The sequence below is a fragment of the Mycolicibacterium sp. HS_4_1 genome (genome assembly GCF_054515875.1).
Genome location: NZ_CM137261.1, coordinates 4,497,225 through 4,523,315, shown reverse-complemented (window position 1 = coordinate 4,523,315; position 26,091 = coordinate 4,497,225). Strand labels below are relative to the sequence as shown.

Sequence of the window (26,091 nt, the reverse complement as noted above, 5' to 3'; positions counted from 1 at the left end):
GGACACCTCATGGAGCCGACCTCTGACGCCTGGGAGTCCGCGTTCACCGCGGAGCAGCCCAGCCTGGTGCGGCCCTACACGCTGACTGCGGGCCGGACCGCCACCGAGATCGAGCTGCCCATGGAGGCGCCGATCTACCCGCTGGCGGCCGCCCCGGCGTCGCACTGGCCCGGCAACGACGTGCGTGGTGAGATTTTCAAGCTCGGTTCCACCCGGCCCTCGGTGGCCGAGGTCGCGGCAAAGTTAGCAATACCACTCGGTGTTGCGCGTGTGCTGATCGGCGACCTCGTCACGCAGGGTTATCTTCAAGTACACGCCACGCTCGGCACAACGACGAGCATCGAGGACCGGCGTGACTTGATCGGGAGGACACTGCGTGGCCTACGGGCTCTCTGATCGGCACGCCCCCGCGTCGACGAAGATCGTCATCTCGGGTGGGTTCGGTGCCGGTAAGACGACGTTCGTCGGCGCGGTCTCCGAGATCATGCCGCTGCGGACCGAGGCCATCGTCACCAATGCTTCGGCCGGGGTCGACGCGCTCTCGGGTACTCCTGACAAGAACACCACGACGGTGGCCATGGACTTCGGCCGCATCACGCTCGCGGACGACCTGGTGCTCTACCTGTTCGGCACACCGGGGCAGCGACGGTTCTGGTTCATGTGGGACGACCTGGTACGCGGTGCCATCGGGGCGGTCATCCTGGTCGACGTGCGCCGGTTGCAGGACAGCTTCGCCGCCGTCGACTTCTTCGAAGCGCGGGGCCTGCCGTTCATCATCGCAGTGAACGAATTCGACGGTGCACCAAGGCATCCCGGCCATGCCGTGCGCAAGGCGCTGGCGCTACCTGACCACATCCCGGTCGTCACCGTCGATGCGCGGCAGCGGCAATCGGCGCGCGATGCGCTCATCACCGTCACCGAATACGCGCTGACCAGTCTGGGTGCTCCGGCTTAACGCCCCAGGTCCCACTGGCCGTAGTCGGGCGCCAGGATGTCGTCCTCATCGACGTGGATGTCGCCGATCATGGTGCCCGGGTCGGAAGCCGTCACCACCGTCGCCTGATAGAGCACCGCCATCGGCGCGCGGGCGCCGCCGGACCAGGCCTGCGTCTGCCAGGCCCAGCGGTGGCCGGGGGTGGTGGACCGGCCGATGACGCCGTCGTCGGCCGCCCAGGCGACCTGTCGGACGCCGCCATAAATCCCTGTGCGTGCCGGTCCGATTACCGAGTTGATGCCTTTGAACCATTGCAGCGCAACGTTTTTCCAAGTGTCGGCGGAGATGTCCTCGTCGACGCTGAAGAAGATCGGCGCGGTGTCCGGTCCGCCTGCTGCGCCATGCAGGTTCAGCGCGGTGCGGGCATCGGCGACGCCGCCGTCGAAGCCGCGGGTGAAGTCCGAGGGGCTGTTCACCCAGCCGGGTTTGCCGTACTGGTAGACGCTGACGACGTTCAGACCCGCGGCGCGCAGCGCATCCGTGTAGCTGCGGGCGACGGGCTTGAAGTCGAAGGTGGCGCCCGGGCGTAGCTCGGAGACGTAGACGATGACCCCGGTGTAGCCCGCGGCGACGACCTGGTCCACGGGCACCTGCCGTTCGGCGAAGTCGACCAGTTTGCCGCGATTGGCGGAGTCGACAATTTTGCCGTTGTCGGCCAGGGCAATCGGGGTTGCCAGTGTCGCGGCCAATCCGGCAGCGGTCACTGTGAGGAAACCACGTCTCGACAGATGGGCAGTGGGGCGTGCCTGGTCGGCCATCGGGCCTATCGTACGGAGCCGTGACGGTTTTCGACGAGCACTGGCAGGACACAGAATTCACCGGAGTTGTCTTTCGCGACGAACACGACGCCGACCTGAGTCGGCTGCGCACCGAGCGGGTGGTCTTCACTGACTGTGACTTCAGTGGCGTCGACCTGACCGAATCCGAACATTCCGGCTCGGCGTTCCGCAACTGCACCTTCCGCCGGACCATGCTGGCGCACAGCACCTTCCGGCACTGCACATTGCTCGGGTCGACATTCACCGAGTGCTCGATGCGGCCCATCACCATGGTCGAGGTCGACCTGCGGCTCGCCGTGCTGGCCGGCTGCGACCTGCGGTCCGTTGACCTCACCGACTGCCGCCTGGCCGAGGCCTCGCTGGTCGGTACCGACCTGCGCAAAGCGGTGTTGCGCGCCGCCGATCTGCGCGGGGCGCGGGTGCAGAACGCGAAGTTCGAGCAGGCAGATCTGCGCGCGGCCCGGACCGACGCGACGTTCTGGACCACCGCAAACGTGCGCGGTGCCCGCATCGACGTCGATCAGGCCATCGCCTACGCGGTGGCCCACGGCCTGGATTTGTCGTCCTAGCCGTCCCGTTTCCGCCGAAACGGCATTCCAGCAGAAGAAGTGCGAGTGACTGCCTGTTGGAATGCGGTTTCGGCCGAATTGGTGCGGACCCTTCCGCGTGCTGCGAGGCGGGGGTAGGAATGTACGCATGGGTGCAGCGGGGAGCATCGGGCGGATCGGCGGGCTGGCAGCGGCATTGGGGATTGGCGCGGCAGTGGTCTGGGGCGGGGGCGTGGCATGGGCCGACCAGCCGCCGAAATCCGGGGCAAGTTCCGTAGGAGCGACGAGTTCACCGTCATCGGACTCGTCGTCGCCGAAGCCGCCGGCTACGGACGGCGGTACGTCGGCACCGGGCGGCAACCACGTCGCGAAGGAACCGGAAAAACCGCCGCTGGCAACACCTTTCAGTACAAAGGTGCGCGACAACCACAAACCGACGGCATCGCCGTCGACGCCGCTCGCCAAGGTCACGTCATCGACACCGGTTACCTCAGCATCACCGGCTGCGTCACCGGCGTCGGCCACGACGCCGACGACAATCCCGTTGACCCGGCCCACACCGACAGCGCTGACCGCCATCGCCCGCACATCGACCACCCAGACAACGCCCCTGCCGACGACTTCGCCGACACCGACAGCGAGCACAACTCAGATCACGGCGGTGGCGACCGTTGCGCGGACGTCCGCGCCGTCGACCATCACGTCTTCCTCAGGTCCGGTTGCCGTCGTTGCCACCGCCGTCTCGCACGTGGCCGGCTCACGCGCGAGTCCTTTCGCCGGTAGCAACCCAGCCGCACCGGCAGATTCGCCGCTGGCATGGACCATGCTCGCGGCCACCAGTAAAGAGACTTTCGCGCCCACGGCCGCCGTTGCTCCGGGGGTTATCGACCCGGTGACACACGCACGTGTCGTCGCTACCGTGCAGACGCCGCTGCTGGCGCCATTGCAGCAGATACCGATCATCGGACCGCTGTTCGTGACGCCGGTGGTCGCGCTGATCAGTCAGATTCCGATCATCAGCGACGTTCTCCATCCGATCATCGGGTACCCGCTACAGCAGGGGCTACCAGCCGGCACCCCGGCGCCGACCGACGTGATGGTGACGTCGTTCGACGGCACCAAGATTTATGTCCATTTCATGCCCGCGGCGGGACTTCAGGCCGGGCAGACGGCGCCGACCATCCTTGATGGTCCAGGCTTGGGCATGCCGGGAGCAACAAACATCAACGGCACCTTTCTCGACGGAGTGCTGACCGACAACCTTGGCGCGGTAGGCGTCGCGGCCCTGCGCAGTGCCGGCTATAACGTCGTGACCTGGGACCCGCGCGGTGAGTGGCAGTCGGGTGGGGTCCTGCAGGTGGACTCTCCGGATTTCGAGGCCAAAGACGTTTCCTCGATCATCACCTGGTTGGCGACCCGGCCCGATGTCCAGCTCGACGGCAGCCCGGCACTTCTTGATCCACGGATCGGCATGGTCGGCGCATCGTATGGTGGCGGCATCCAACTGGTGGCCGCCGCGACCGACCCCCGGATCGACGCCATCGTGCCGACCATTGCCTGGCACAGCCTGAACACCGCGCTTTACAAGAACGATGCGTTCAAGAGCGGCTGGGGAACACTGCTCGAGGTCGCTCTCCTCGGCACCGTCGCGCGCACCAACCCCGCCCTGCTGCCGGCCGCGATCTACGGCGACCTGACCGGCTTGATCACCCCGAGCGACCAAGCGCTGCTCGCCAGCCGAGGTCCCGCGGATTTGGTCAGCAAGATCACGGCGCCGACCATGCTGATTCAGGGCACGGTCGACACGCTGTTCACCTTGCAGGAGGCCGATGCCAACGCGAAAATGCTTATCGCCGACGGTGTTCCAACGAAGGTGATCTGGTTCTGCGGTGGGCACGGGGTATGTACCAATGACCTGCTCGACCCCACCGACGGCAGGCTGATCGAGCAGCGGACCCTACAGTGGCTCGACCGGTACGTAAAAGGTGACACCACGGTGTCGACGGGCCCGAAGTTCGAATTCGTCGACCAACACGGCCAGTACTACTCGTCGGACCTCTATCCGATTCCCACGGGCAACCCGATCATCGCGTCGAGCAGCGGTGGCCAGCTGCCGCTGGTCCCGTTCATCGGCGGCTCGGCGCTGCTCGGCGTATTGCCGATCGGCGGTGGCCCGGCGTTCAACGCTGTGAATCTCAGGACTCCCGCAAGCACGGCTACCACCTACGTTGTCGGCGCACCGCAGCTGACGCTGACCTATTCCGGCACCGGGATCGCCAGCCACGTGTACGGCCAACTCGTCGACAACGCAACAGGTCTCGTGCTGGGCAATCAGGTCACGCCCATCCCCGTGACATTGGATGGGCAGACGCACACGATCACCGTTGCACTGGAAGACGTCGCACAAACACTTCGTCCCGGACAGACACTGACGCTGCAACTGGTCGCGGGCGCCGCCGACTACGAAAACATCGGCACGCTGGGCGTTTTGAACGTATCGACCATGCAACTCACGCTGCCCACGGCGGATCCGGCGGCGATCAAACCCGAAACTGTGGTGTAACCCAGTTTCGGCCAAGCCACGTCAGTCGGCTTTGAGGCGGATCCGCCAGCGCACGAAGCCGAGATAGCACGCCGAGAGCAGTAGCAAGGCGCCGATGTCGGTCCACCAGGCGCCGGTGGTGTGGTGCCAGAACTTGTCGTTGGGCAGTACCGGCTCGGGCACCAATCGGGTCAGATCGATGGTCGACGCCGACGACGCGAAGCCCCAGCGCGCCGGGGTGAGCCACGACAACTGATCCAGCACTACCCGGCCGGTGACCGGAATCAAGCCGCCGGAGAACACCAACTGGCTCATCACCGCCACGACGAGCAACGGCATGATCTGCTCGGCGGACTTGGCCAAACCGGACAACGCCAGACCGGTCATGGCGGCAGCCACACATGTCATCGAGATGTCGACGAACATCTCGAGGCTGCGGCCGGGGATCACCGCACCGTTGGTGACCGAGCCCGGACCCCAGCCTTTGCCGATGATCGTGATGGCCACCACGATGGAGGACTGCACGACCGCGAATGCGGTGAACACCGCGACCTTGGCCGCCAGGTACGCGGTGGTCGAGAGGCCGACGGCCTGTTCCCGACGGAAGATCGCCCGCTCACCGATCAGAGCGCGGATGGTCAGCGCGGTGCCCATGAAGATGGCGCCGACGTTCATCATCACCAGGATCTGGCCCGGTTCGCTCGGCGCGGCGCCGAAATCAGGTGGGCCTGCCGCGAGCGGTTTACCGAAGCCCACACCGGACTTGTTCGGGCCGCCGCCGGGCACCGAAAGTGACAGCACACCCATGATGAACGGCAAGAACAGCAGGAACGCCGTGTAGGCGCGGTCGGCCACGACCAGCCGCACCTGTCGCCGGGCGATGGTGGAGAACTGTCGCAGCAGCGAAGTCTTCGCCGGCTCACCCAGATCAGCCGGCGTTGCTGCCGGTGGCTGCGGCGGCGGCGGGCCGGAGCGTTCCAGGAACTGCTGGTGGGCCGCCTGCGGATCTCCGGCCACCGACGAGAAGATGTCGGCCCAGTTGGTGGTGCCCAGTTCCGGACCGATCTGGCTCGGCTGGCCGCAGAATGCCGTCATGCCGCCCGGTGCCAACAGCAGCACCTGATCGCAGACGTCCAGATAGGTCAGTGAGTGCGTGACCACCAAAACCACACGGCCGGCGTCGGCCAGGTCGCGCAGCATCGTCATCACCTGGCGGTCCAGCGCCGGGTCAAGGCCTGATGTCGGCTCATCCAGGATCAGCAACGACGGCCCGGTCAGCAGCTCGAGAGCCACCGAAGCACGCTTGCGCTGACCACCGGAAAGCTTTTCCACCCGGGTGTCCAGGTGTTGCGTCATCTCGAGCTCTTCGAGCACCTGCATGACGACCTGCTCGCGGTCTTCCTTCGTGGTATCCGGTGGCAGCCGCAGCTCGGCGGCGTACATCAGGGCTTGCCGGACGGTCAGATCACCGTGCACCACATCGTCCTGCGGCACCATGCCGATTCGGGACCGCAGCGATGCGTACTCGGCGTGGATGTCGTGGCCCTCGAACGTGACGGTGCCGCTGGTCGGGTGCGTCAGGCCGGCAACCTGCTTGGAGAACGTCGACTTGCCGGCGCCGGACGGGCCGATCACCGCGGTCAGCGTGCCGGGGCGGGCGTCGAGCGAGATGTTGTTCAGCAGGGTCTTGTTGCCCTCGATGGTCCACGTCAGGCCGTGGACCTCGAGACCGCCCGTGCGGGTATCGGCTGTCGTGACCGTGCGGCGGGCCAGGGTGCCGCCGCTGTAGACGAGGTCGACGTTACCGATGGTGACGGTGTCGCCATCCCGGAGCAGCGCTTCGTCGACCCGCTGGCCGTTGACGAAAGTGCCGTTGATGCTCCGGTTGTCGATGATCTGGGCGCCGCCGGCCGCCGACGGAACCAAGGTCGCGTGGTGTCGCGATGCCAGGACGTCCGGGATGACGATGTCGTTGTCGGTGCCGCGACCGATCTTGATGGCTCCGGCCGGCACGTCGGCGTTGCGGCCGGGCCGCAGGATCTTGAGCATCGTCGTGCCGAGATTGTTCTCGCTGCCACGCGCGACGGCAGTCGGCCCGAACTGCGTGGCCGGCGAGCTCGACTCTTCAGGAGGTGCGACTCGCGCCGGCGCCGGTCGGGACATCGGTGCAGACGGCGGCGCGGCGTACTGCTGGGGTGCGGTCGGATAGCGCGGCTGCTGCGGCTGGCTGTACTGCGGCTGCGGCCCGCTCGGATACTGCGGCTGCGGACCCGACGGGCTGAAGGTCTGCGGGCTGCTCGGGTAGCGCTGCTGTGCCGCTGACGGTGGGGTGTACGGCTGCTGGCTGGGCCAGGTGGCGCTAGGCCGGTGATTGGTCGTCGGCGCCGGGGTGGCGGGCATGGACGTCGTCGGCGGCGTGCCGGCCGGGCCCAGGTGCTGGCCGACCTCGAAGGTCAGCAGCGGGCCGTCGGGGTTACCGATGTTCAGCGCCGAACCGTTGTACAGATCGGCGGCGGGGACACGTTGCCCGTTGACGTACATGCCGTTGAGGCTGCCATTGTCGACCGCGACCCAGCGGCCGTGATCGAAGCGCAGCATCAGGTGTGCGCGTGAGATCAGCGGGTGCGCGACACGGAAGTCGGCGCGCAGATCGCGCCCGACGACGACGTCGTTTCCCGGGGCGAACGTACGCGTGGCGGCATCATGGCGAACGGTGAGCGCTGGCAGTGCGGCTGGTCCAGTCATCGAAGGCAACTCTATCGGTATCTGTGGGCAGTTCCACGGATGCTGCCAAGGCGGGTGTTAGGCCGTCGAGACGTTCTCAAAACGCCATGTGGTGCGTTAATTCATTGGTCGGCACCGGGCGAGCATGTGCCAGACGCGCATGGTGAGCCGGCGCGGTCCGAGCTCGACGATGTCGGTGGCTGCAGTGCCGGCTGCATACCGGTGAACCGCAAATGGCGGGTGATGGACCGACGGGGCTGGACGGCGGTCAACATGTTGGGACTTTTCAGAGGTCGTCTCGGACCAGCAGTGCGCGCAGCCCGTCGAGCATTGCGACCGCATCGGCGGTGTCGCCGGCGCGCCCGCGAACCTGCACGCCGATTATGCCGGCGCGCAGTATGTCGGCTAGATATCGCGGTGCCGAGGGTGGCAATTCACCGGCGTCGGCGGCCCGCTGCAGCGCGGCGGTAAGGCCCATGCGCAGGCGCCGCATGTGTTGCTCGGTCAGCGCATTGATGCGGGAATCACCGTTTACCGAGTTCTGCATCGTGTTCCACACCAGGCATCCTGCGTTGCTCAGCGGGCCGTCGAATTGTGCCTGCAGGTGGTCGAAGAATGCCTGCACGTCCGCCACACCTCGGCTGCCGTGTTCGAGCGACGCGAATATCACATCGGCCCACGCTAGATATCGCGTCAATGCCGCTTCGAGGATGTCGGCCTTGGTGCCGAATGTGCGGTACAGCGACGAGGATGAAAGCCCAGTCGCGGCCAGCATCTCTTCCTGGGTGGCCGCGTCGTAGCCCCTGTTCCAAAACAACAGACACAGTGCGCTGAGCGCGTTGTCGCGATCGAATTGCGCGGGGCGTCCAGGCCGCCGAGCCTTGGTGTCTGGGGTGCTTGACATTTGAAGTGAGTCTACTCAATACTCGGGAACCATCAAATGGAGTTGTTCGACTCAATATTGGAGGATGTGCCGTGTTGAACGCAGGCGACAGCGTCAGGGCGCAGACGTTGACGACGATCGGAGGTGTCGATATCGCGTTGCCGGCTGCCGATCGGCTGATGCATCTGCAATTCCGGAGGTTCGCCGGCTGCCCCATCTGCAACCTGCACATGCGCCAGGTGGCTAGCCGAATCGACGACATCACGGCCGCTGGAGTGACCGAGGTCGTCCTTTTCCATTCGTCGGCCGAGCGGCTGCGCCGCTACCAGGCCGACTTGCCGTTTGCCGTGGTGGCCGATCCCCAGCGCGTGCTCTACTCCGAGTTCGGCGTAGGCAACTCGGTACGCGGCTTGCTCAACCGCGATGTCGCCCAGGCCGTAGGCCGCGGTGTTCGGCAGATGCGATCGGCTCGATCCCTTGTTGCCAGCCTCGGGCCGACAGAGAACCACCTGGGCATGCCAGCCGACTTTCTCATTGCCCCTGACGGCGTAGTGCTCGCGCGCAAGTACGGCGAGCATGCCGACGACCAGTGGTCGGTCGACGAATTGCTCGAACTGACTGCCGAGCGGTGAACCTGACTGCGGCGAACAGGCCTCGCCTTTTCGGGGCGGCGCCGCACCTTTGGCCCCCGGATACACTCGCCGCCGACGGGTGCAACCTTGTCATTGGCGCTCGGCGTGGGCTTCACCGAAGACATCAATGAACACATTGGGCTGTGTGTTTCATCGACGCAGTTGACCACGCTGTGCTGGGTAGTGTCAGCGGCGGTTCCTGCGGGCCTGACACAATGTTCGTCGTGGGTGCAATCACGCTGGACGGCAAGGCCACACGCGACGAGATCTTCACGGACCTGACGAAGCGGGTGGCGGCGCTGACCGCTGCCGGCCGGACGCCGGGTCTGGGCACAGTGCTGGTCGGCGACGACCCGGGCTCGCATGCCTACGTGCGGGGCAAGCACGCCGACTGCGCCAAGGTCGGCATCAACTCGATCCGCCGGGATCTGCCCGCCGACATCAGCCAGGCCGAGCTGAACGCCGTCATCGACGAGCTGAACGCGAACCCGGAGTGCACGGGCTACATCGTGCAGCTGCCACTGCCCAAACACCTCGATGAGAACGCCGCGCTGGAGCGCATCGATCCCAACAAGGATGCCGACGGGCTGCACCCGACCAACCTGGGCCGGCTGGTGCTGAACGAGCCCGCGCCGCTGCCGTGCACGCCGCGCGGCATCGTGCATCTGCTGCGTCGCTTCGAGGTCCCGATCGCCGGTGCGCACGTCGTGGTGATCGGCCGCGGTGTCACCGTCGGCCGGCCGATGGGCCTGCTGCTCACGCGGCGTTCGGAGAACGCGACAGTGACGTTGTGCCACACCGGAACTCGTGATCTGCCGGCGCTGACCCGGCAGGCCGACATCATCATCGCCGCGGTCGGGGTGCCGCACATGCTGACTGCCGACATGGTCAAGCCGGGCGCGGCCGTCGTCGACGTGGGCGTCAGCCGTGTCGACGGCAAGCTCGCCGGCGACGTACACCCCGATGTGTGGGAGGTGGCCGGCCATGTATCGCCCAACCCCGGTGGTGTCGGACCGCTGACCCGCGCTTTCCTGCTGGCCAACGTGGTCGAGGCGGAAGAGGCGAAACTGTCTTGACCGCAAAGGAATTCGCCCGCAAGGTGGTCGTGGCGAGCGGAGCGACGGGAAAAGTGCTCCGCGGTCAATGGCCGATCCTGTCGGTGGGCGTGTTCTTCGTGGTCGCTTTCGCGCTGGTGATCGGCGGCTACTGGCGCCGCGGTGCGCTGGTGATGGCGATCGGCGTCGGCATCGCCGCCGCCATGCGGCTGTTGTTGACCGATGACCGGGCCGGCCTGCTCGTGGTGCGCAGCCGGATCATCGATGTGGCGACGACGGCGTCCGTCAGTGCCGCCATGTTGTATGTGGCGTGGACCATCAACCCGTTGGGTACTGCTTAGGTTTCATCCGCCGAGTGGCCAGCTGTCGCACGCATCTTCGCGAAAAGCGCGCGACAGGCGGCCACTCGGCGTTGAGTGGTGGAATAATTCGGACTACAGTCCGCTTAATGGTGGAGACTTGCTACCACTTCACCTGAGGAGCTCAACATGAACACGGCACTGTGGATCGTTGCCGGCGTACTCGCCTTGGTCTTCGTCGGCAGCGGCGTGATGAAGCTGGTCGTCCCCAAGGAAAAGCTCGTTGCCCAGGGTCTGGGTGGGCTTGCCGACGTGGACCCGAACGCCATCCGCGGGATCGGCGTGGCCGAGATTCTCGGTGCGATCGGCCTGATCGTGCCGCCGCTGGTGCACATCCTCCCGGTGCTCACCCCGCTGGCCGCCGTCGGCCTGGCGCTGGTCATGGTCGGCGCCGTCGTCACGCATGGGCGACGCAAGGAGTATCCGAACGTGGCGGTCAACGTGATGCTGCTCGGTCTGGCGTTGTTCGTCGCCTGGGGCCGATTCGGCGCCTACGCCTTCTGATTCCCCGGGATTTGTGCACGATTTTCCGCGTCGACCGCGGAAAATCGGGAACGAATCGCTGCGGATCTCTCTGAGCGGCAGTGGCCTTCGAGTCGGTCCTGCATTGGGAAAGCTGCATAACAGGCAAAGTTGCCTAGTGGGCAAAATTATCTGTATGGTGCGGGCATGCCTGAATCGGCTGAGACTGGTCTGCGCGAACGCAAGAAGGCTGACACCCGTCGTGCGCTCAGCGACGCGGCGCTGCAACTGGCCTTCGACCGCGGTGGACTGGACACCGTCACTCGAGAGGACATCGCGGCGCTGGCCGGAGTGTCCTTGCGGACGTTCAACAACTATTTCACCGGCAAGTACGAGGCGCTGGCCTACCGCATCGCTGAGCGGATGCGGCGCAGTGTCGCGGTGTTTCGGTCGCGGCCGGTCGATGAACCGCTGTGGACCTCGATCGTCGAGGCCGTGACGGGAACCCTCGAACAGGAAATGGCCGACATCACGGGTGCCGATCTCGTCCCGGATCGCCGCGAACTCGTCGAAGTGCGAAAACTGCTGATGCGAACCGAAGTTCGTAATGCGGTGCCGCATGACCTCTACGAAGACTGGGTGGCGGCCATCGCCGACCGAACCGGTCTCGGCCCTGATGACATGTACCCGCGTCTGGTGGCGGCCGTGGTGCGCGCTGTCGGGGACACTGCGATGGAGGCGTACGCGAACGCCGATCCGCCGGTGGCCATCACCGGTCTGATGCGTGCGGGTTTCGATGCGGTCGTCGCCGGATTGCCGGAACCGAACGGAACGAAGGAGTGACCATGCCCGCTGATGTCGTGATATCCGGCGCCGGACCCAACGGACTGATGATGGCCTGCGAACTCGCGCTCGCCGGCATCAAATCCGTCATCGTCGACGCGCTGCCCGGGCCTGGCGACGAGCCCAAGGCGAACGGCCTTGTGGGGCAGGTGATCCGGCAGCTCGATATGCGCGGCCTCTACCAGGCATTCACGGGCGATCCCAACCCGCCGCAGCCCGCTTACGGCTGGGTGTTTTCCGGCTTGCCGCTGGATTTTGCTGGCGTTGAGGACAATCCGATGCGTGCGGTGCTGATGAAGCAGCCGCGTCTGGTCCAGCTGCTGTATGAGCGGGCCCAGTCCCTCGGGGTCGAGGTGCGATGGGGTCATGCCGTGACCGCCTTGTCGGCCGGGCCTGACGGCGTCGCCGTCGATGTGGCCGGGCCTGACGGCGCGTACGTGCTGGAGGCCGATTGGCTGGTCGGAGCCGATGGTGGCCGCAGCACCGTCCGCAAGAATTCGGGGATCGGCTTCCCCGGGTACACGTCGCCGACGGTGGCCCGCTTGGCGCATGTGCACATTGCTGACGAGTTCCGGACTCCGAACGGCGAATTCGACGTGCCCGGATTCGGGCGAATTCCGTTCGGGCACAACCGATACGACACCGGCATGGTGATCTTCTTCGAGGCTCACGGTGATCCGCCGATGTTGGGCACCCTCGAGTTCGGTTCGCTGCCCGATGACGTACCGGGGGAGTTGACCTATGACGAACTCCGGCAGAGCCTGCGTCGAGTACTCGGGGTCGACGTACCGTTCGAACCGCCGGCCGGTCCGGGCCCGTTTGCGATGCGCCGCATCGACGGCCAGAACACCCGGCAGGCCGACGCCTACCGGTCCGGCCGCATTCTGCTGATCGGCGATGCCGCACATGTGCATTCGGCGATGGGCGGTCCGGGGCTCAACCTGGGTCTGCAGGACACGTTGAATCTGGGCTGGAAGCTGGCTGCCGTCGTAAATGGCTGGGCGCCTGCGGACTTGCTCGATACCTATGAGTCCGAACGCTTTCCGGTCGGCGAACGCGTCATGATGCACTCATTGGCCCAGATCGCGCTCACCGCGCCGGGGCCCGAGGTGCGCGCCCTTCGCGCGCTTCTTGGTGAACTCTTCCAGCGGCCCGATGCGACCGCCCACATGGCCGGACTGCTGGCCGGTGCGGATGTTCGCTACGACATGGGTGGCGTCCCGCACCGGTTGACCGGATACATGGTGCCGGAGGCGGAGCTGGACGACGGACGTCGTCTCACCGGTCTGCTGCACAGCGGCCGGGGCGTGCTGCTCGACCTCGCCGGCGGTGGGGCAGCCGAGGTCGCCGCACCGTGGGATCGCCGCGTGGACACGGTGGTCGCGGCCATGGCCGACGGTCCCGCTGCCATGCTGGTCCGGCCCGACGGCTATGTCGCCTGGGCCGCAGACACTTTCGCTGCCGACGACGCAGAGCGCCTGCGGGCTGCACTGCAGCGCTGGTTCGGCCCCGGCGAGGTCGTCAGCGCCTGAGTGCACGCCGCGCGACACGCCGGGTGCGCGGCGAGCTTGGGCCCGAGCGCCAAGGCGAAGGCCGTCACCGCGAACCGGGCGACTAGGCCAGGGTCGCGCGCACGCAGTGCGTGACGTACGGCAGGGCCAGGCCGTTGCTGTTGGCCAGCGCCGGATGCGTGTTCAGTAGCTCTCGCACTTCATCCAGGACCCGCCGGCGCACGTCGGCGGGTGAGGTGATGCAGTAGCTCCGCGACGCGACGAGGTCCAGCAGCGCTTGCGGCGTAAGGTAACTCGTCCACTCGAACCGGTGGCTCTCGATGTTCGTGAAGTCGCCGCACAGCGAATCGGCGGACGGATCGTGCTCGCAGCCGATGATCTGGTTCAACTCTTTGACCCAGCCCAGCCGCTCGTCGCGGATGTTCCACACCAGACCCAACCGGCCGCCCGGCCGCAGCACCCGCGCCACTTCCGCGGCAGCGCGCTCCGGGTCGAACCAGTGCCAGGCTTGCGCGACCAGGACCGCGTCAACACTTTTGTCGGGCAAGGGGATTTCCTCGGCCGTGCCGAGCAGGGCGGGCACCGACGGCAATGACCGGCTGAGCACCTCGAGCATCTCGGGGATGGGGTCGACGGCGGTGACCGCCAGACCGCGTTCGGCCAGCCGGACGGTCAGCTTGCCGGTACCGGCGCCGAGGTCGAGCACGTCGACGGCTCCGGCGGGCAGCAGCCAGTTGATGGACTCCGGCGGGTACGACGGACGTCCGCGTTCGTAGGCAGCAGCCTGCTCCCCGAAGGACAGCGAGCGTTCGCCCGTCACCGGGAGGCCAAGTCCAGCGTCTGGCGGATCAGCAGACCGACCTTGTCGGTCTCGACCAGGAAACCGTCGTGGCCGTAGTCGGACTCGATGACCTCGAGACCCGGGCAGCCCGGCAGCAACGAGGCCAGTTCCTCTTGCAGCCGAATGGGATACAGCCGGTCGGAGGTGATGCCCCCGACGATCACCGGCACCGGACAAGACCGCAGGGCCGCCGTGACCCCACCCCGTCCACGACCGACGTCGTGACTGCTCAGCGCATCCGTCAGTGTCACGTAGGTACCCGCGTCGAACCGCGCGGCCAGCTTGCGGCCCTGATACTGGAGGTAACTCTCGACCGCGTAAAGGCCGTCGGCAGAACTATTTTCATGGTTCTGCGCCGTGTTGCGGAACCGGTCGTCGAGTTCCTTCTCGCCACGGTAGGTCAGATGCGCGAACCGGCGGGCGATCTGGATGCCGGCGTCCGGGGTGCGGCCCGTCCGGTAGTAGTCGCCGCCGGCCCAATTCGGGTCGGCCTTGATGGCCGCGACCTGTGCGCACTGGGTGCCGATCTGGTCGGCGGTGGCCCGGGCGCCGACCGCCAGGACGAGGCCGGCCCGCACCGTATCGGGATGTCCCACAAGCCATTCCAGTGCGCGGGCGCCGCCCATCGAGCCGCCGACGACCGCGGCCACCTGCGTGATGCCCAGGGCCGCCAGCGCCGCCAGGTCGGCGTTCACCTGGTCGCGGATGGTGATGGCGGGAAACCTTGAGCCCCAGGGCTTTCCGTCGGGAGCGAGCGAGCCGGGGCCGGTCGAACCGCGGCAGCCGCCGAGCACATTGGTGGCGACGGCGCACCAGCGGTCGGTGTCGATCGGCGCACCCGGGCCGGCGACGCCGTCCCACCAACCGCCGGTCGGATGGTCGGGCCCGGCCGGACCGGTGACGTGGGAGTCACCGGTCAGCGCGTGCAGGACCATCACGACGTTGTCGGCAGTTGGGGACAGCTCACCCCAGCGCTGCACCGCGATGGAGACGTCGGGCAGCACGACGCCGCTCTCCAGCGTCAGCGAGCCGATGTTCACCACACCGATCTCGCCTTCTGCAGGCAGCAGCGGCGCTGCGGAGATGTCAGACACGGGCACGTCGATGATCGTCACACCAAGGCCGCCTTTCGGTCGGCACCCCCCACCGATCCGGCGGCAGCGAAACCCTGCTCCAGGTCGGCGAGGATGTCCTCGATGCCCTCGATGCCGACAGCCAGGCGCACCAGGCCCGGGGTGACCCCGGAGGCCAGCTGTTCCTCGGCGGTCAGCTGCTGGTGCGTGGTCGACGCCGGGTGGATCACCAGCGATCGGACGTCACCGATGTTGGCGACGTGGCTGTGCAGGGTCAGCGCGTTCACGAATGCCTTGCCTGCTTCGACGCCGCCGGTCAGTTCGAACGACAGCACCGCACCAGTGCCCTTGGGGGCCAGCTTGCGGCCCAGCTCGTACCAGGGGGAGGACGGCAGCCCGGCGTAGTTCACCGAGAGCACGTCCGCGCGGCCTTCCAGGTACTCGGCGACCTTCTGTGCGTTGGACACATGGCGTTCAACGCGCAGGGACAGCGTTTCCAATCCCTGCGCGATGAGGAAGGAGTTGAACGGCGCGGCGGCGGAGCCGAGGTCGCGCAGCAGCTGCACCCGCGCCTTGAGCGCGTAGGCCGGTGCACCCAGGTCGGCGAACACCACGCCGTGGTAGCTCGGGTCCGGCTCGGTGAATCCGGGGAACTTGCCGCCCGTCCAGTCGAAGGTGCCACCGTCGACGATGACGCCGGCGATCGCCGAGCCGTGCCCGCCCAGGTACTTGGTCGCCGAGTGGATGACGATGTCGGCGCCGTGGGCCAGCGGCTGGATCAGGTACGGGGTGGCGACGGTGTTGTCGACGATCAGCGGCACGCCGTTGTCGTGCGCCACCGACGAGACGCCGGGGATGTCCAGGATGTCGATCTTCGGGTTGGAGATGGTCTCGCCGAAGAACGCCTTGGTGTTCGGCCGCACCGCGGCCTGCCATGAGTCCAAACTATCGGGGTTCTCGACGAAGCTGACGTCGACGCCGAGTTTGGGCAGCGTGTAGTGCAGCAGGTTGTAGGTGCCGCCGTACAGCCGCGGTGAGGCCACGATGTGGTCTCCGGTGCCGGCGATGTTCAGGATCGAGAAGGTCGCGGCGGCCTGCCCGGACGACAGGAACAGCGCGGCCACACCACCCTCGAGAGCGGCGACGCGCTGCTCGACCACGTCGGTGGTCGGGTTCATGATGCGGGTGTAGATGTTGCCCGGCTCGGCCAATCCGAACAGCGCGGCGGCGTGGTCGGTGTCGCGGAACGTGTAGGACGTCGTCTGGTAGATCGGCAACGCCCGGGCATTGGTCGCGCTATCGGGGCTCTGACCTGCGTGGATCTGCTTCGTCTCGAAGCTCCAGCGCGCAGTGGGGTCGATGGCCTCAGTGGTCATGTTAGGGGTGTCTCCTGTGAGTTTTTAGGTACGACGAATGGGCTCGCGAACTCTGCGAATCACGGACAGCGACACATATGAAGCCTCCACTCACCCAGTCATCCGGGTCCGTGTGGCGGACCCGCGCTTGCCTCGCAGCCCATGTGTGGCTGCTCAACCTGGTCGTCTCCCGGGGCACCCCACCGCGGATGGAGGGTTGCCGGCCAGCAAGCCGGGGCTTGACGCTGGCACTCATGACCGGTTCCGAGGGTATCTCAAGAGGTGCGGCAACTGCTAGCTGGTGCCTTCGGCGTGTGCGGGACACGGTGCGCGGCGGTCGCTCCGCTTTCGCGTAGCCCGTCGGTATCGATCCAGTTCGGTGCGCAGATAGTGGTCCACCGGAAGCCTGCCGCGCCGGTCACGGTAACTTCGTAACCGTCGTGCGACGGGGTAGTCATGTGCAGACGCCGGACTCGACATAGATTTTCGTTTCGTACCGTCCGTGACGCCGGGAGAGTGACCATGAGTGGCGAGAAACCATCCATCATCTACACGCTGACCGATGAGGCGCCGCTGCTCGCGACGTACGCCTTTCTTCCGGTCGTGCGCACCTTCGCCGGCGCCGCCGGCATCGACGTCCAGACCAGTGATATCTCGGTGGCGGCCCGCATCCTCGCCGAGTTCGGTGACTACCTGACCGATGAGCAGAAGGTCCCCGACAACCTCGGCGAGCTGGGCCGGCTGACCCAGCTCCCGGACACCAACATCATCAAGCTGCCCAACGTCAGCGCCTCGGTGCCGCAGCTCGTCGCGGCCATCAAGGAGCTGAAGGAGAAGGGCTACAACCTGCCCGACTACCCGGGTGACCCGAAGACCGACGAAGAGAAGGCGATCAAGGATCGCTACGGCAAGTGTCTCGGTAGCGCGGTGAACCCGGTACTGCGCGAAGGCAACTCGGACCGTCGGGCGCCGAAGGCCGTCAAGGAGTACGCCCGCAAGCACCCGCACAGCATGGGCGAATGGTCGCAGGCCTCGCGCACGCACGTCGCCACCATGAAGACCGGCGACTTCTACCACGGCGAGCAGTCCATCACGCTCGACAAGGCGCGCCGGGTGAAGATGGTGCTGAAGACCAAGACGGGCAAGACAATTGAGCTCAAGTCCGAGGTCAAGCTCGACGCCGGCGACATCATCGACTCGATGTACATGAGCAAGAAGGCGCTCATCAAGTTCTACGAGGAGCAGATGGACGACGCCTACAAGACCGGCGTCATGTTCTCCCTGCACGTCAAGGCGACCATGATGAAGGTCAGCCACCCGATCGTGTTCGGCCATGCGGTACGCATCTTCTACAAGGACGCATTCGCCAAGCACCAGAAGCTCTTTGACGAGTTGGGTGTCAACGTCAACAACGGGCTCTCGGACCTGTACGACAAGATTTCGACGCTGCCCAAGTCGTTGCACGACGAGATCGTCGACGACCTGCACAAGTGCCATGAGCACCGTCCCGAGCTGGCCATGGTCGACTCGGCCCGCGGTATCAGCAACTTCCACTCGCCGTCCGACGTCATCGTCGACGCCTCGATGCCGGCCATGATCCGGCTCGGCGGCAAGATGTACGGCGCCGACGGAAAGCTCAAGGACACCAAGGCCGTCAACCCCGAGTCGACGTTCTCCCGGATGTACCAGGAGATGATCAACTTCTGTAAGACGCACGGCCAGTTCGATCCGAGGACCATGGGCACCGTGCCCAACGTCGGTCTCATGGCGCAGCAGGCCGAGGAGTACGGCAGCCACGACAAGACGTTCGAGATTCCCGAGGATGGCATTGCCAACATCGTCGACATCGACAGCGGTGAGGTGCTGCTGACGACCGCGGTGGAGGAGGGCGACATCTGGCGCATGCCGGTCGTGAAGGACGCGCCGATCCGCGACTGGGTCAAGCTGGCCGTCACCCGGGCCCGGCTTTCGGGTATGCCCGTCGTGTTCTGGCTGGACCAGGAGCGTCCGCACGAGGCCGAACTGCGCAAGAAGGTCGCGACCTATCTCAAGGATCACGACACCGAGGGCCTGGACATCCAGGTCATGTCGCAGGAACGTGCCATGCGGCACACCATCGAACGCCTGATCCGCGGCCAGGACACCATCGCCGCGACCGGCAACATCCTGCGTGACTACCTCACCGACCTGTTCCCGATCCTGGAGCTGGGCACCAGCGCCAAGATGCTGTCGATCGTGCCGCTGATGGCCGGTGGCGGCCTGTACGAGACCGGCGCCGGCGGTTCGGCACCCAAGCACGTGCAGCAGCTGGTCGAGGAGAACCACCTGCGCTGGGACTCGCTGGGCGAGTTCCTGGCCCTGGGCGCCAGCCTGGAGGACCTGGGCAACAAGACCGACGACGCCCGGGCCCTGCTGCTGGCCAAGACGCTGGACTCCGCCACCGGAAAGCTGTTGGACGAGAACAAGAGCCCGTCGCGGCGCACGGGCGAGCTGGACAACCGTGGCAGCCAGTTCTACCTCGCCATGTACTGGGCGCAGGCCCTCGCCGAGCAGACCGAAGACAAGGCGCTCGCCGATCACTTCGCTCCGCTGGCCAAGACGCTGGCCGCCAACGAGGAGAAGATCGTCGCGGAACTGGCTGCGGCACAAGGCAGCCCGGCCGATATCGGCGGCTACTATGCGCCGGACCCGGAGAAGACCGAGGCGGTGATGCGGCCGAGCGCCACGTTCAACGCGGCACTGGCTGCGGCCCAGGAGTAATCCCCTTCCAACGTGAGCTTGGGTGCGCGATTTCTCGCACCCAAGCTCACGTTCGGCGTTTCAGGCCTGTCGTACCCGGACGTTAGGGTTCTGCTTCGTGATCGTCACCACCATCAACGTCAACGGCATCCGCGCTGCGGTCAAAGAGCGTTCCGAGGAGAACCTCGGACTGCTGCCGTGGCTGAAGGACACCGCGTCGGACGTCATCTGCCTGCAGGAGACCCGGGCCGACGATGCGCAGTTGGCGCAGGCGCTGGCGCCGGCGCTGGACGCCGGTTGGCACCTGGCGTCGGCCGAACCGCACGCGAAGGGCCGCAACGGGGTTGCGGTGCTGTCGAGGGCGCCGATCTCGGCGGTGCGGGTGGGGCTGAGCCCGGACTGCGAATTCGTCGCGCACGGCCGGTATCTGGAGGCCGACACCGACGGCGTCACGATCGCCAGCGTGTACGTGCCCACCGGCGAGGCCGAGACCGACAAGCAGGTGGAGAAGGAACGCTTCATGGTGGCGCTGGCCGGCCGGATGGCCGAGCTCAGCCGCAAGCGCCGCGACGTGGTGATCTGCGGCGACTGGAACATCTGCGCCACGGAGCTGGACCTCAAGGCCTGGAAGGCCAACGTCAAGAAGTCGGGGTTCCTGCCCAGCGAGCGGCGGTGGCTGGCCGAGCTGATGGCCGCCGGCTGGACCGACGTGGTGCGTGAGCTGCACCCCGAGGTCTCCGGGCCGTACAGCTGGTGGTCCTGGCGCGGCAAGGCTTTCGACAACGACGCCGGGTGGCGCATCGACTACCACCTGGCCAACGCCAAGCTGGCACCCAAGGCCGTGGCGGCCCGGGTCGAGCGGGCCGCGGCGTATGCGTTGCGCTGGTCGGACCACGCGCCGGTGACGGTCGAGTACAGCTGATCGAACTCGGCCGACGATTATCCGATTCGCTAGCTCCGAACGGGCAGGGCCGACACCAGTGGCGTGTCCACCCCGATGCGACCGATCGCGCTGGCGCCGCCGGGGGAGCCCAGCGGCGCGTCGCGTCCCGGGAGTACCTCATCGAAGAACGCGGCATTGTCAGCGCGGAACGCGAGCTGGTCTCCGCGCAGATCGTCGTCGTAGTAGATCGCATCGACCCGGCAAATCAGCTTGCAGGCACCGCAATCCACACATTCCCGCGGATTGATGTAGAGCGCCCGATCGCCTTGGTAGATGCAGTCGACCGGGCACTCCTGCACGCAAGACATGTCCGTGACATCAACGCATTCCCGTCCGATAACGTAAGTCATACGACGGACGGTATCGATGACGTAGCGCCTGACCTCAGTGGCCGAAAGTTACTGACAATAGGGCCGGAAGTCCCCAATCTGTTACTGGACGGGATGGAGTGACTCGTGGTCTAACGCACCGCCCCAGCGTGGGTCACGGCCCAGATGGCGCAGCAGCCGGTCGAAGTCCGTTGTGCTGTCACCGGTTCGGGCGGGTCCGAATGGCGCATTGGGCATGTTGCGGAAGTCGCCGTCGGGCACGGCGAGGGCCAGCGGGAGTGCTGCGGCGACGACGTCGTCGGGCAGCGTGAATGGCGTGCCGAGGCTCGCCGCGACGTCCCAACCGTGCACCGCGTAGTCGATCAGATGGAAGCCGATGGCCATCTCGGCCGGCACCGACGTACCCAATTCCGGTAGTGCGAACTGGCTTTCGGGATCGGCGCCGGCGAATGCGTCCAGCACATCGTGGGCAGCCGCGGCGTAATCGCCGACCGGATCGCGCGTGTCGCGCACGGTGGCCGCATCCCAGACGGCGACGTCCTGTCCACCGCCGCGGGCGGCTGCCGCGAAACCGCGATGCTGGACCGTCATGTGTGCCAAGAGGTCGGCCAAATCCCAACCGGCGCAAGGGGTTGGGCGGTTCAGGTCGCTCTCGTCGATGGTCTTCGCGGCGTCGACCGACGCCAGGATCGCGACGCGATGGGCGTTGAGAAGATCGGTAGATAAAGTGTGCATGAGCATATCGTATGCATGCGCATACGATATGGCAATGCCTACGATGACGGCATGCCGGCCAAGCGTCCTGACCTCGCCGCGCTGCTCGCGCCGCTGCTACGCGAGCTGATGGCTGCTGAGCAGCCCGTGCTCGACGAGCACGGGGTGTCGATGTGGGGCTACGTCGTGCTGCTGGCACTCGATGAGACCCCGATGCGTTCGCAAGCTGCGCTGGCGCAGGCCATCGGCGCCGACAAGACCCGCATCATCCGCACACTCGACGACCTGCAGGCCGACGGCTATATCGAGCGCACTCCCGATCCCGACGATCGCCGGGTTCGGCTCCTGTCGATCACGTCGGCCGGTCGCCGACTCAAAGATGCAGTGCAGGTGGATATTCAGCGCGGTGAAGAGCAATGGCTCGGCGAGCTGAGTGCTGACGAGCGACGCGTTTTCCTCAGCGTGCTGCAACGCCTGGCGCCGGCGCCCGACTGAACACGAGCGCTGCGCGTCATAGCGTCTGCGTGACCTTCCGCAGGCCTCGCGGCTGGTCCGGGTCGCCACCGCGGGCGAGTGCCAGATGCAGTGCAAGCTGTTGCAGCGGGAGGATTTCCAGCAGCGGGGAGAGCGCGTCGCTCACCCCGCTGGGCAGCGCGATACCGCCGGCGAGGCCGGCCAGTGCCGCGGGAGCTCCGACCCCGAAGACGTCGGCATTGCGCTCGGCCAGCCGGTCCAGCACCGGCGCCATGGCCTGTCCGCCGGCGCCTTCGGGCACCACTGCGAGCACCGGCACCTGAGGGTCGACGGTGGCGAGCGGGCCGTGCAGCAGATCAGCGCCCGAAAATGCCTGTGCGGAAAGGTAAGACGTTTCCATCAGCTTGAGGGCGGCTTCGCGGGCAGTGGGGTAGGAGTAGCCGCGCGCGGTGGTGACGAGCCGTTGCGCGAACCGGTACCGCTGCGCGACTTCACGTACGAGATCGCCGGACGCGAGCACCTGCTCGCCGAGATCGGGTAGCGCGTCGACGCCGTTGGCGTCGTGGCCGAGCAACAGCTGCAGCGCGAGCAACTCAGCGGTGTAGGACTTCGTCGCCGCCACCGATCGCTCGGCACCCGCCAGCACGTCGATGTGCACCTGTGCCGCCACCGCCAGATCCGACGCGGCGTTGTTGGTGACGGCCACGGTGAGCGCGCCGCGGTCGCGGGCCACCTCCACCGAGCGCACCAGGTCCGGTGACCCGCCGGATTGGCTCACCGCGATGAAGAGCACATCGCGCAGGTCGGGTCGGGCGCCATAGACCGTCATGGTCGAGGGGGAGACCAGGCCTGCGGGTAGGCCGTGGGTGATCTCCACCAGGTATTTCGCATACAGCGCGGCGTGGTCGCTGGTGCCACGTGCCACGAACAGGACGAATCGTGGTGCGGCCGCGTCGATCCGGGCGGCGACGGCGCTGATCGGTTCGCGGCCCTCGTCGAGCAGCCGGCGCCATACCTGCGGCTGTTCGACGATTTCGGCGGCCATCAGGCGGCCGGGGGTTATCTGATCGGGACGCACTGTCTTCTCCTTGTCCGGCTCACCATCCAGTAGTAGTCCTTGAACCGGCTCGACGGTGCCGCGCACCGGGGTCGACCGCGTGATTCGCCCGTTGTCGGCCAGCCCCGGACAAAACCGGATGACAGCAGTGCGAAAATCGAAGCCATCATGAGCAACAGCGGTGCAGGCGCGGACAAGCGCGTCGTCTTTTCCGGGGCACAGCCCACCTCCGACTCGCTTCACCTGGGCAATGCCCTCGGCGCGGTGCAGAACTGGGCCGACCTGCAGGACGGCTACGACGCGTTCTTCTGTGTCGTCGACCTGCACGCCATCACCGTTCCGCAGGACCCCGAGACCCTGCGCCGCCGCACGCTGGTGACCGCGGCGCAGTACCTGGCGCTCGGCATCGACCCGGCCCGCAGCACGGTCTTCGTCCAGAGTCACGTCGCTGAACACACCCAGCTGGCCTGGTTGCTGGGCTGCTTCACCGGCTTCGGCCAGGCGTCCCGCATGACGCAGTTCAAGGACAAGTCGCAGAAGCAGGGTGCCGACGCCACCACGATCGGTCTGTTCACCTACCCGGTGCTGATGGCCGCCGACATCCTGCTCTACGACACCGACCTGGTGCCCGTCGGCGAAGACCAGCGTCAGCACCTGGAACTGGCCCGTGACCTCGCCCAGCGGTTCAACGCGCGCTTCCCGGACACCTTCGTGGTCCCCGAGGCGATGATCCCCAAGGCCACCGCCAAGATCTATGACCTGCAGGACCCGACCGCGAAGATGAGCAAGTCGGCCGCCACCGACGCGGGGTTGATCAACCTGCTCGACGACCCGGCCAAGAGCGCCAAGAAGATTCGCTCGGCCGTCACCGACAGCGAGCGCGAGATCCGGTTCGACACCGAGGCCAAGCCCGGCGTCTCCAACCTGCTGACCATCCAGTCAGCGGTCACCGGCACCGCCATCGACGCGCTGGTGGCGGGGTACGAGGGGCGCGGCTACGGCGATCTGAAGAAGGAAACCGCCGACGCGGTCGTCGAGTACGTCACCCCCGTCAAGAACCGGGTCGACGAGCTGCTGGCCGACCCGGCCGAACTGGAATCAGTGCTGGCCGCCGGTGCCGAGCGCGCCGAGCAGGTGGCGTTCAAGACACTGCAGCGCGCCAACGACCGGCTGGGCTTCCTGCCGCGGCTGCGGTGACGCCACGGGCGAGGTGTCAGGACACCGACGGCGACGCACACTAGGCTTTCCGGCAAACAAGGGGGTTTGCCGAAAATGACCGACTCGGACCAGCCGGGCTTGCTCGAACGGCTGCGTCAGCGGCATCCGTGGCTGGATCGGATCATGCGGGCCCAGGACCGCTACCAGACCTGCAACGGCGACTTCTACGCCGCCGGAATCACCTACTTCACGGTGTTCGCGCTGTTCCCGCTGCTCATGGTCGGTTTTGCGGTCGGTGGGTTCGTGCTGGCGTCCCGTCCTGACCTGTTGGCCGAGCTCGAGACGCACATCCGGTCCGCAGTTGCCGGAGATTTCGGCAATCAGCTGGTCGGTTTGATGGACTCCGCCGTGAAATCACGCACGTCGGTCGGGATCATCGGTCTGGCCACCGCGGCCTGGGCCGGCCTGGGCTGGATGGCCAACCTCCGCAATGCCCTCACCGAGATGTGGGAACAGCAGAGCGAGCCCGACGGCTGGGTGCGTACCAAGGTGTCGGATCTGTTGGCGCTCTTCTCGGCCTTCGTGGCGACCGTCATCACGATCGGTCTGACCGCACTGGGCGACTCCGAATTGATGACGACACTGCTGCACTGGTTGGGCATCGGGCACGTGCCGGGCCTCGGCATGCTCCTGCGGGCGGTGTCGTTCGTCGTGTCGTTCGGGGTGGCGTGGTTGATGTTCACCTGGATCATTGCCCGCTTGCCGCGCGAGGCGGTCAGTCTGCGCAGCTCGGCCCGCGCCGCGCTGATTGCGGCGGTGGGCTTCGAGCTCTTCAAGCAGATCGCGTCGATCTACCTGCGCATCGTCATGCACGGACCGGCGGGTGCGACGTTCGGTCCCGTGCTGGGATTGATGGTGTTCGCCTACATCACCGCACGGCTGATCCTCTTCTCGACCGCGTGGGCGGCGACCGCCCCGGAGACCGTCGCGCTGGCCTCGGTGCCGCCGCCCGGTCCGACCACGATCGTCACCCGCTATCGCGAACGAGAAGGCGTCGACGCGGGCAGCGTCGCCGTCGGCGCGGCGGTGGGTCTGCTCGGTGGGCTGGGACTTTCGCGTTTGACGCGACGCCGGTAGCGCGCCCGTTTCACGAACGCCGTGACCGACCACCGGTCTGAATAGGACTGTCCGGCAAGGACACCCACGCTCAATACCGCCATGACGGGGTATTGCGCGATGAGCTGGTCCGAACTCCAATACACCGCAAGCAGTCCCGCCGAGACGACGGCGGCCGGCATGCTCACGATCCCGAGGATCAGAACCAGCCCCAAGGCCACCTCGGTCAGCGGCGTCATGATTCCGGCCAGGTGCGCCGTCGGCCGCAGCAGGTGCTCGGCCACGAAGCGAAAGTATTCCGGCACACGCGAGTTCGCTGATGCTCCGTCGGCAACGAGCAAGATGTCGGCACTCCCGAAGTGGGCCCGCAACTTGACGTAGCCCTCGTGGAGCCACAGCAGTCCGAGCGCGACCCGTGCCGCGCCGAAGAGTATCGACGCGGCCAGGCCGGCGCGGTCGCGCGGGGTCAGGGCGCGGGTGGTCATCAGATCAGACATCACATGAGTGAGGCAGCGCCGAAGACTGCCTTCGCCTTGTCGCAGTGGATGACGACGGTGGTGTAACCCATGGTGTCGATGCCGGTGAGCGGGAACGATTGCATCGCCTGATCGAACTTGATGGCGGCGATCTCCTTACCCGCGGCAACATCCGACTCGGCGGACCCCTTCGTCAAGTACACGTGCAGGTCCGGGCCCTCGTCCGACGAGAAGTCGGTGAACTCCAGATTCGTTCCGGCGACCGTCGCCGTGCCGCCGACGTGCTTGCCGTTCAGGCCGGTGAAGTGGCCCATCCGAGCGGCAGAATTCGCGGTGCTCATCGCGGAGGTCATGGTGGACGACATGGCGGGGCTGGAAGAACCAGCCGACTTCATCTCATTCGCGCCGCACGCGGTGAGCGTCAGGGCGAACACCGCAGCAGCTGCCGCCGCGATCGGTTTGATGACCATGTGGATCTCCTTCG

General features: G+C 66.5%; 27 protein-coding genes and 1 riboswitch. Of the genes, 16 read left to right on the top strand and 11 right to left on the bottom strand.

Annotated features, from left to right (window positions below):
* The first annotated feature begins 9 nt into the window (after nucleotides 1-9).
* Together ACX12F_RS21795 and ACX12F_RS21790 are read left to right on the top strand one after the other, a co-directional pair.
* A complete protein-coding gene (locus ACX12F_RS21795) occupies nucleotides 10-396 on the top strand; it encodes a DUF742 domain-containing protein (RefSeq protein ID WP_459366416.1) in 387 nt (128 codons plus the stop codon).
* Nucleotides 377-955: a GTP-binding protein gene (locus tag ACX12F_RS21790; RefSeq protein WP_459366415.1), complete on the top strand. Its 579-nt coding sequence runs from the start codon at nucleotides 377-379 to the stop codon at nucleotides 953-955. Before ACX12F_RS21795 ends, ACX12F_RS21790 begins: the two co-directional genes overlap by 20 nt.
* Here the strand turns inward: ACX12F_RS21790 and ACX12F_RS21785 are convergent.
* On the bottom strand, nucleotides 952-1,752 hold the full coding sequence (locus ACX12F_RS21785) for a DUF1906 domain-containing protein (protein WP_459366414.1): 801 nt from the start codon (nucleotides 1,750-1,752) through the stop codon (nucleotides 952-954). The genes ACX12F_RS21790 and ACX12F_RS21785 overlap by 4 nt on opposite strands.
* A gap of 20 nt (nucleotides 1,753-1,772) precedes the next feature.
* Between ACX12F_RS21785 and ACX12F_RS21780 the strand changes: the two genes are divergently transcribed.
* From ACX12F_RS21780 to ACX12F_RS21770, 3 genes are all read left to right on the top strand, one after another.
* Complete coding sequence (locus ACX12F_RS21780) at nucleotides 1,773-2,342, top strand: pentapeptide repeat-containing protein (RefSeq protein ID WP_459366413.1); 570 nt, start codon at nucleotides 1,773-1,775, stop codon at nucleotides 2,340-2,342.
* A gap of 216 nt (nucleotides 2,343-2,558) precedes the next feature.
* Nucleotides 2,559-3,104: a hypothetical protein gene (locus ACX12F_RS21775; protein WP_459366412.1), complete on the top strand. Its 546-nt coding sequence runs from the start codon at nucleotides 2,559-2,561 to the stop codon at nucleotides 3,102-3,104.
* A gap of 109 nt (nucleotides 3,105-3,213) precedes the next feature.
* Complete coding sequence (locus tag ACX12F_RS21770; protein WP_459366411.1) at nucleotides 3,214-4,884, top strand: S15 peptidase family protein; 1,671 nt, start codon at nucleotides 3,214-3,216, stop codon at nucleotides 4,882-4,884.
* Nucleotides 4,885-4,905: 21 nt separating this feature from the next.
* On the opposite strand, the gene ACX12F_RS21765 is transcribed toward ACX12F_RS21770, so the two are convergent.
* Together ACX12F_RS21765 and ACX12F_RS21760 are read right to left on the bottom strand one after the other, a co-directional pair.
* Nucleotides 4,906-7,608 (bottom strand): FHA domain-containing protein, encoded by a 2,703-nt coding sequence (locus tag ACX12F_RS21765; protein ID WP_459366410.1) that lies wholly within the window; start codon nucleotides 7,606-7,608, stop codon nucleotides 4,906-4,908.
* A gap of 265 nt (nucleotides 7,609-7,873) precedes the next feature.
* Nucleotides 7,874-8,491, bottom strand: a complete 618-nt coding sequence (locus ACX12F_RS21760) for a TetR/AcrR family transcriptional regulator (protein ID WP_459366409.1) — start codon at nucleotides 8,489-8,491, stop codon at nucleotides 7,874-7,876.
* Nucleotides 8,492-8,565: 74 nt separating this feature from the next.
* On the opposite strand from ACX12F_RS21760, the gene ACX12F_RS21755 reads away from it, so the two are divergent.
* From ACX12F_RS21755 to ACX12F_RS21730, 6 genes are all read left to right on the top strand, one after another.
* Nucleotides 8,566-9,102 carry a peroxiredoxin-like family protein gene (locus tag ACX12F_RS21755; RefSeq protein WP_459370456.1) on the top strand — a complete coding sequence of 179 codons (537 nt, stop codon included), beginning with the start codon at nucleotides 8,566-8,568 and terminating at the stop codon, nucleotides 9,100-9,102.
* 224 nt (nucleotides 9,103-9,326) lie between these two features.
* Complete coding sequence (locus tag ACX12F_RS21750) at nucleotides 9,327-10,178, top strand: bifunctional methylenetetrahydrofolate dehydrogenase/methenyltetrahydrofolate cyclohydrolase (RefSeq protein ID WP_459366408.1); 852 nt, start codon at nucleotides 9,327-9,329, stop codon at nucleotides 10,176-10,178.
* Complete coding sequence (locus tag ACX12F_RS21745) at nucleotides 10,175-10,498, top strand: DUF3017 domain-containing protein (protein ID WP_459366407.1); 324 nt, start codon at nucleotides 10,175-10,177, stop codon at nucleotides 10,496-10,498. The genes ACX12F_RS21750 and ACX12F_RS21745 overlap by 4 nt, the downstream gene beginning before the upstream one ends.
* Nucleotides 10,499-10,645: 147 nt before the next feature.
* Entirely contained in the window at nucleotides 10,646-11,020 is a 375-nt protein-coding gene (locus ACX12F_RS21740; protein WP_459366406.1) for a DoxX family protein, read from the top strand.
* Nucleotides 11,021-11,185: 165 nt separating this feature from the next.
* Entirely contained in the window at nucleotides 11,186-11,821 is a 636-nt protein-coding gene (locus tag ACX12F_RS21735; RefSeq protein WP_459366405.1) for a TetR/AcrR family transcriptional regulator, read from the top strand.
* Between the two features lie 2 nt (nucleotides 11,822-11,823).
* Nucleotides 11,824-13,353 (top strand): FAD-dependent monooxygenase, encoded by a 1,530-nt coding sequence (locus tag ACX12F_RS21730; protein WP_459366404.1) that lies wholly within the window; start codon nucleotides 11,824-11,826, stop codon nucleotides 13,351-13,353.
* An 82-nt stretch (nucleotides 13,354-13,435) separates the two neighbouring features.
* Here the strand turns inward: ACX12F_RS21730 and ACX12F_RS21725 are convergent, their stop codons facing one another.
* Genes ACX12F_RS21725 through ACX12F_RS21715 form a run of 3 tightly spaced genes read right to left on the bottom strand, consistent with a single transcriptional unit; the run spans nucleotide 13,436 to nucleotide 16,622 of the window.
* A complete protein-coding gene (locus ACX12F_RS21725; RefSeq protein WP_459366403.1) occupies nucleotides 13,436-14,152 on the bottom strand; it encodes a class I SAM-dependent methyltransferase in 717 nt (238 codons plus the stop codon).
* Entirely contained in the window at nucleotides 14,149-15,288 is a 1,140-nt protein-coding gene (metX, locus tag ACX12F_RS21720) for a homoserine O-acetyltransferase MetX (protein WP_459366402.1), read from the bottom strand. The genes ACX12F_RS21725 and metX overlap by 4 nt, the downstream gene beginning before the upstream one ends.
* Nucleotides 15,285-16,622 carry a bifunctional o-acetylhomoserine/o-acetylserine sulfhydrylase gene (locus tag ACX12F_RS21715; protein ID WP_459366401.1) on the bottom strand — a complete coding sequence of 446 codons (1,338 nt, stop codon included), beginning with the start codon at nucleotides 16,620-16,622 and terminating at the stop codon, nucleotides 15,285-15,287. Before ACX12F_RS21715 ends, metX begins: the two co-directional genes overlap by 4 nt.
* A gap of 118 nt (nucleotides 16,623-16,740) precedes the next feature.
* Nucleotides 16,741-16,861, bottom strand: a riboswitch (SAM riboswitch).
* 262 nt (nucleotides 16,862-17,123) lie between these two features.
* Here ACX12F_RS21715 and ACX12F_RS21710 point away from each other — a divergent pair.
* Both ACX12F_RS21710 and ACX12F_RS21705 read left to right on the top strand, forming a co-directional pair.
* Complete coding sequence (locus ACX12F_RS21710; RefSeq protein WP_459366400.1) at nucleotides 17,124-19,361, top strand: NADP-dependent isocitrate dehydrogenase; 2,238 nt, start codon at nucleotides 17,124-17,126, stop codon at nucleotides 19,359-19,361.
* A 97-nt stretch (nucleotides 19,362-19,458) separates the two neighbouring features.
* Nucleotides 19,459-20,262 (top strand): exodeoxyribonuclease III, encoded by an 804-nt coding sequence (locus tag ACX12F_RS21705; RefSeq protein ID WP_459366399.1) that lies wholly within the window; start codon nucleotides 19,459-19,461, stop codon nucleotides 20,260-20,262.
* Between the two features lie 29 nt (nucleotides 20,263-20,291).
* Here the strand turns inward: ACX12F_RS21705 and fdxA are convergent, their stop codons facing one another.
* Nucleotides 20,292-20,633, bottom strand: coding sequence for a ferredoxin (fdxA, locus tag ACX12F_RS21700; RefSeq protein ID WP_459366398.1), 342 nt, complete (start codon nucleotides 20,631-20,633; stop codon nucleotides 20,292-20,294).
* Between the two features lie 81 nt (nucleotides 20,634-20,714).
* On the bottom strand, nucleotides 20,715-21,347 hold the full coding sequence (locus ACX12F_RS21695; protein ID WP_459366397.1) for a TIGR03086 family metal-binding protein: 633 nt from the start codon (nucleotides 21,345-21,347) through the stop codon (nucleotides 20,715-20,717).
* Nucleotides 21,348-21,398: 51 nt separating this feature from the next.
* On the opposite strand from ACX12F_RS21695, the gene ACX12F_RS21690 reads away from it, so the two are divergent.
* Nucleotides 21,399-21,821 (top strand): MarR family winged helix-turn-helix transcriptional regulator, encoded by a 423-nt coding sequence (locus ACX12F_RS21690; RefSeq protein ID WP_459366396.1) that lies wholly within the window; start codon nucleotides 21,399-21,401, stop codon nucleotides 21,819-21,821.
* A gap of 16 nt (nucleotides 21,822-21,837) precedes the next feature.
* Here ACX12F_RS21690 and ACX12F_RS21685 read toward each other — a convergent pair whose 3' ends face one another.
* Nucleotides 21,838-22,845 (bottom strand): SIS domain-containing protein, encoded by a 1,008-nt coding sequence (locus ACX12F_RS21685; RefSeq protein ID WP_459370455.1) that lies wholly within the window; start codon nucleotides 22,843-22,845, stop codon nucleotides 21,838-21,840.
* A 180-nt stretch (nucleotides 22,846-23,025) separates the two neighbouring features.
* Between ACX12F_RS21685 and trpS the strand changes: the two genes are divergently transcribed.
* Both trpS and yhjD read left to right on the top strand, forming a co-directional pair.
* Nucleotides 23,026-24,054, top strand: coding sequence for a tryptophan--tRNA ligase (trpS, locus tag ACX12F_RS21680; protein ID WP_459366395.1), 1,029 nt, complete (start codon nucleotides 23,026-23,028; stop codon nucleotides 24,052-24,054).
* 75 nt (nucleotides 24,055-24,129) lie between these two features.
* Nucleotides 24,130-25,152 (top strand): inner membrane protein YhjD, encoded by a 1,023-nt coding sequence (yhjD, locus tag ACX12F_RS21675; RefSeq protein ID WP_459366394.1) that lies wholly within the window; start codon nucleotides 24,130-24,132, stop codon nucleotides 25,150-25,152.
* Here the strand turns inward: yhjD and ACX12F_RS21670 are convergent.
* Nucleotides 25,050-25,628: a hypothetical protein gene (locus tag ACX12F_RS21670; RefSeq protein WP_459366393.1), complete on the bottom strand. Its 579-nt coding sequence runs from the start codon at nucleotides 25,626-25,628 to the stop codon at nucleotides 25,050-25,052. The genes yhjD and ACX12F_RS21670 overlap by 103 nt on opposite strands.
* On the bottom strand, nucleotides 25,628-26,077 hold the full coding sequence (locus tag ACX12F_RS21665) for a DM13 domain-containing protein (protein WP_459366392.1): 450 nt from the start codon (nucleotides 26,075-26,077) through the stop codon (nucleotides 25,628-25,630). The genes ACX12F_RS21670 and ACX12F_RS21665 overlap by 1 nt, the downstream gene beginning before the upstream one ends.
* Nucleotides 26,078-26,091: the final 14 nt, after the last annotated feature.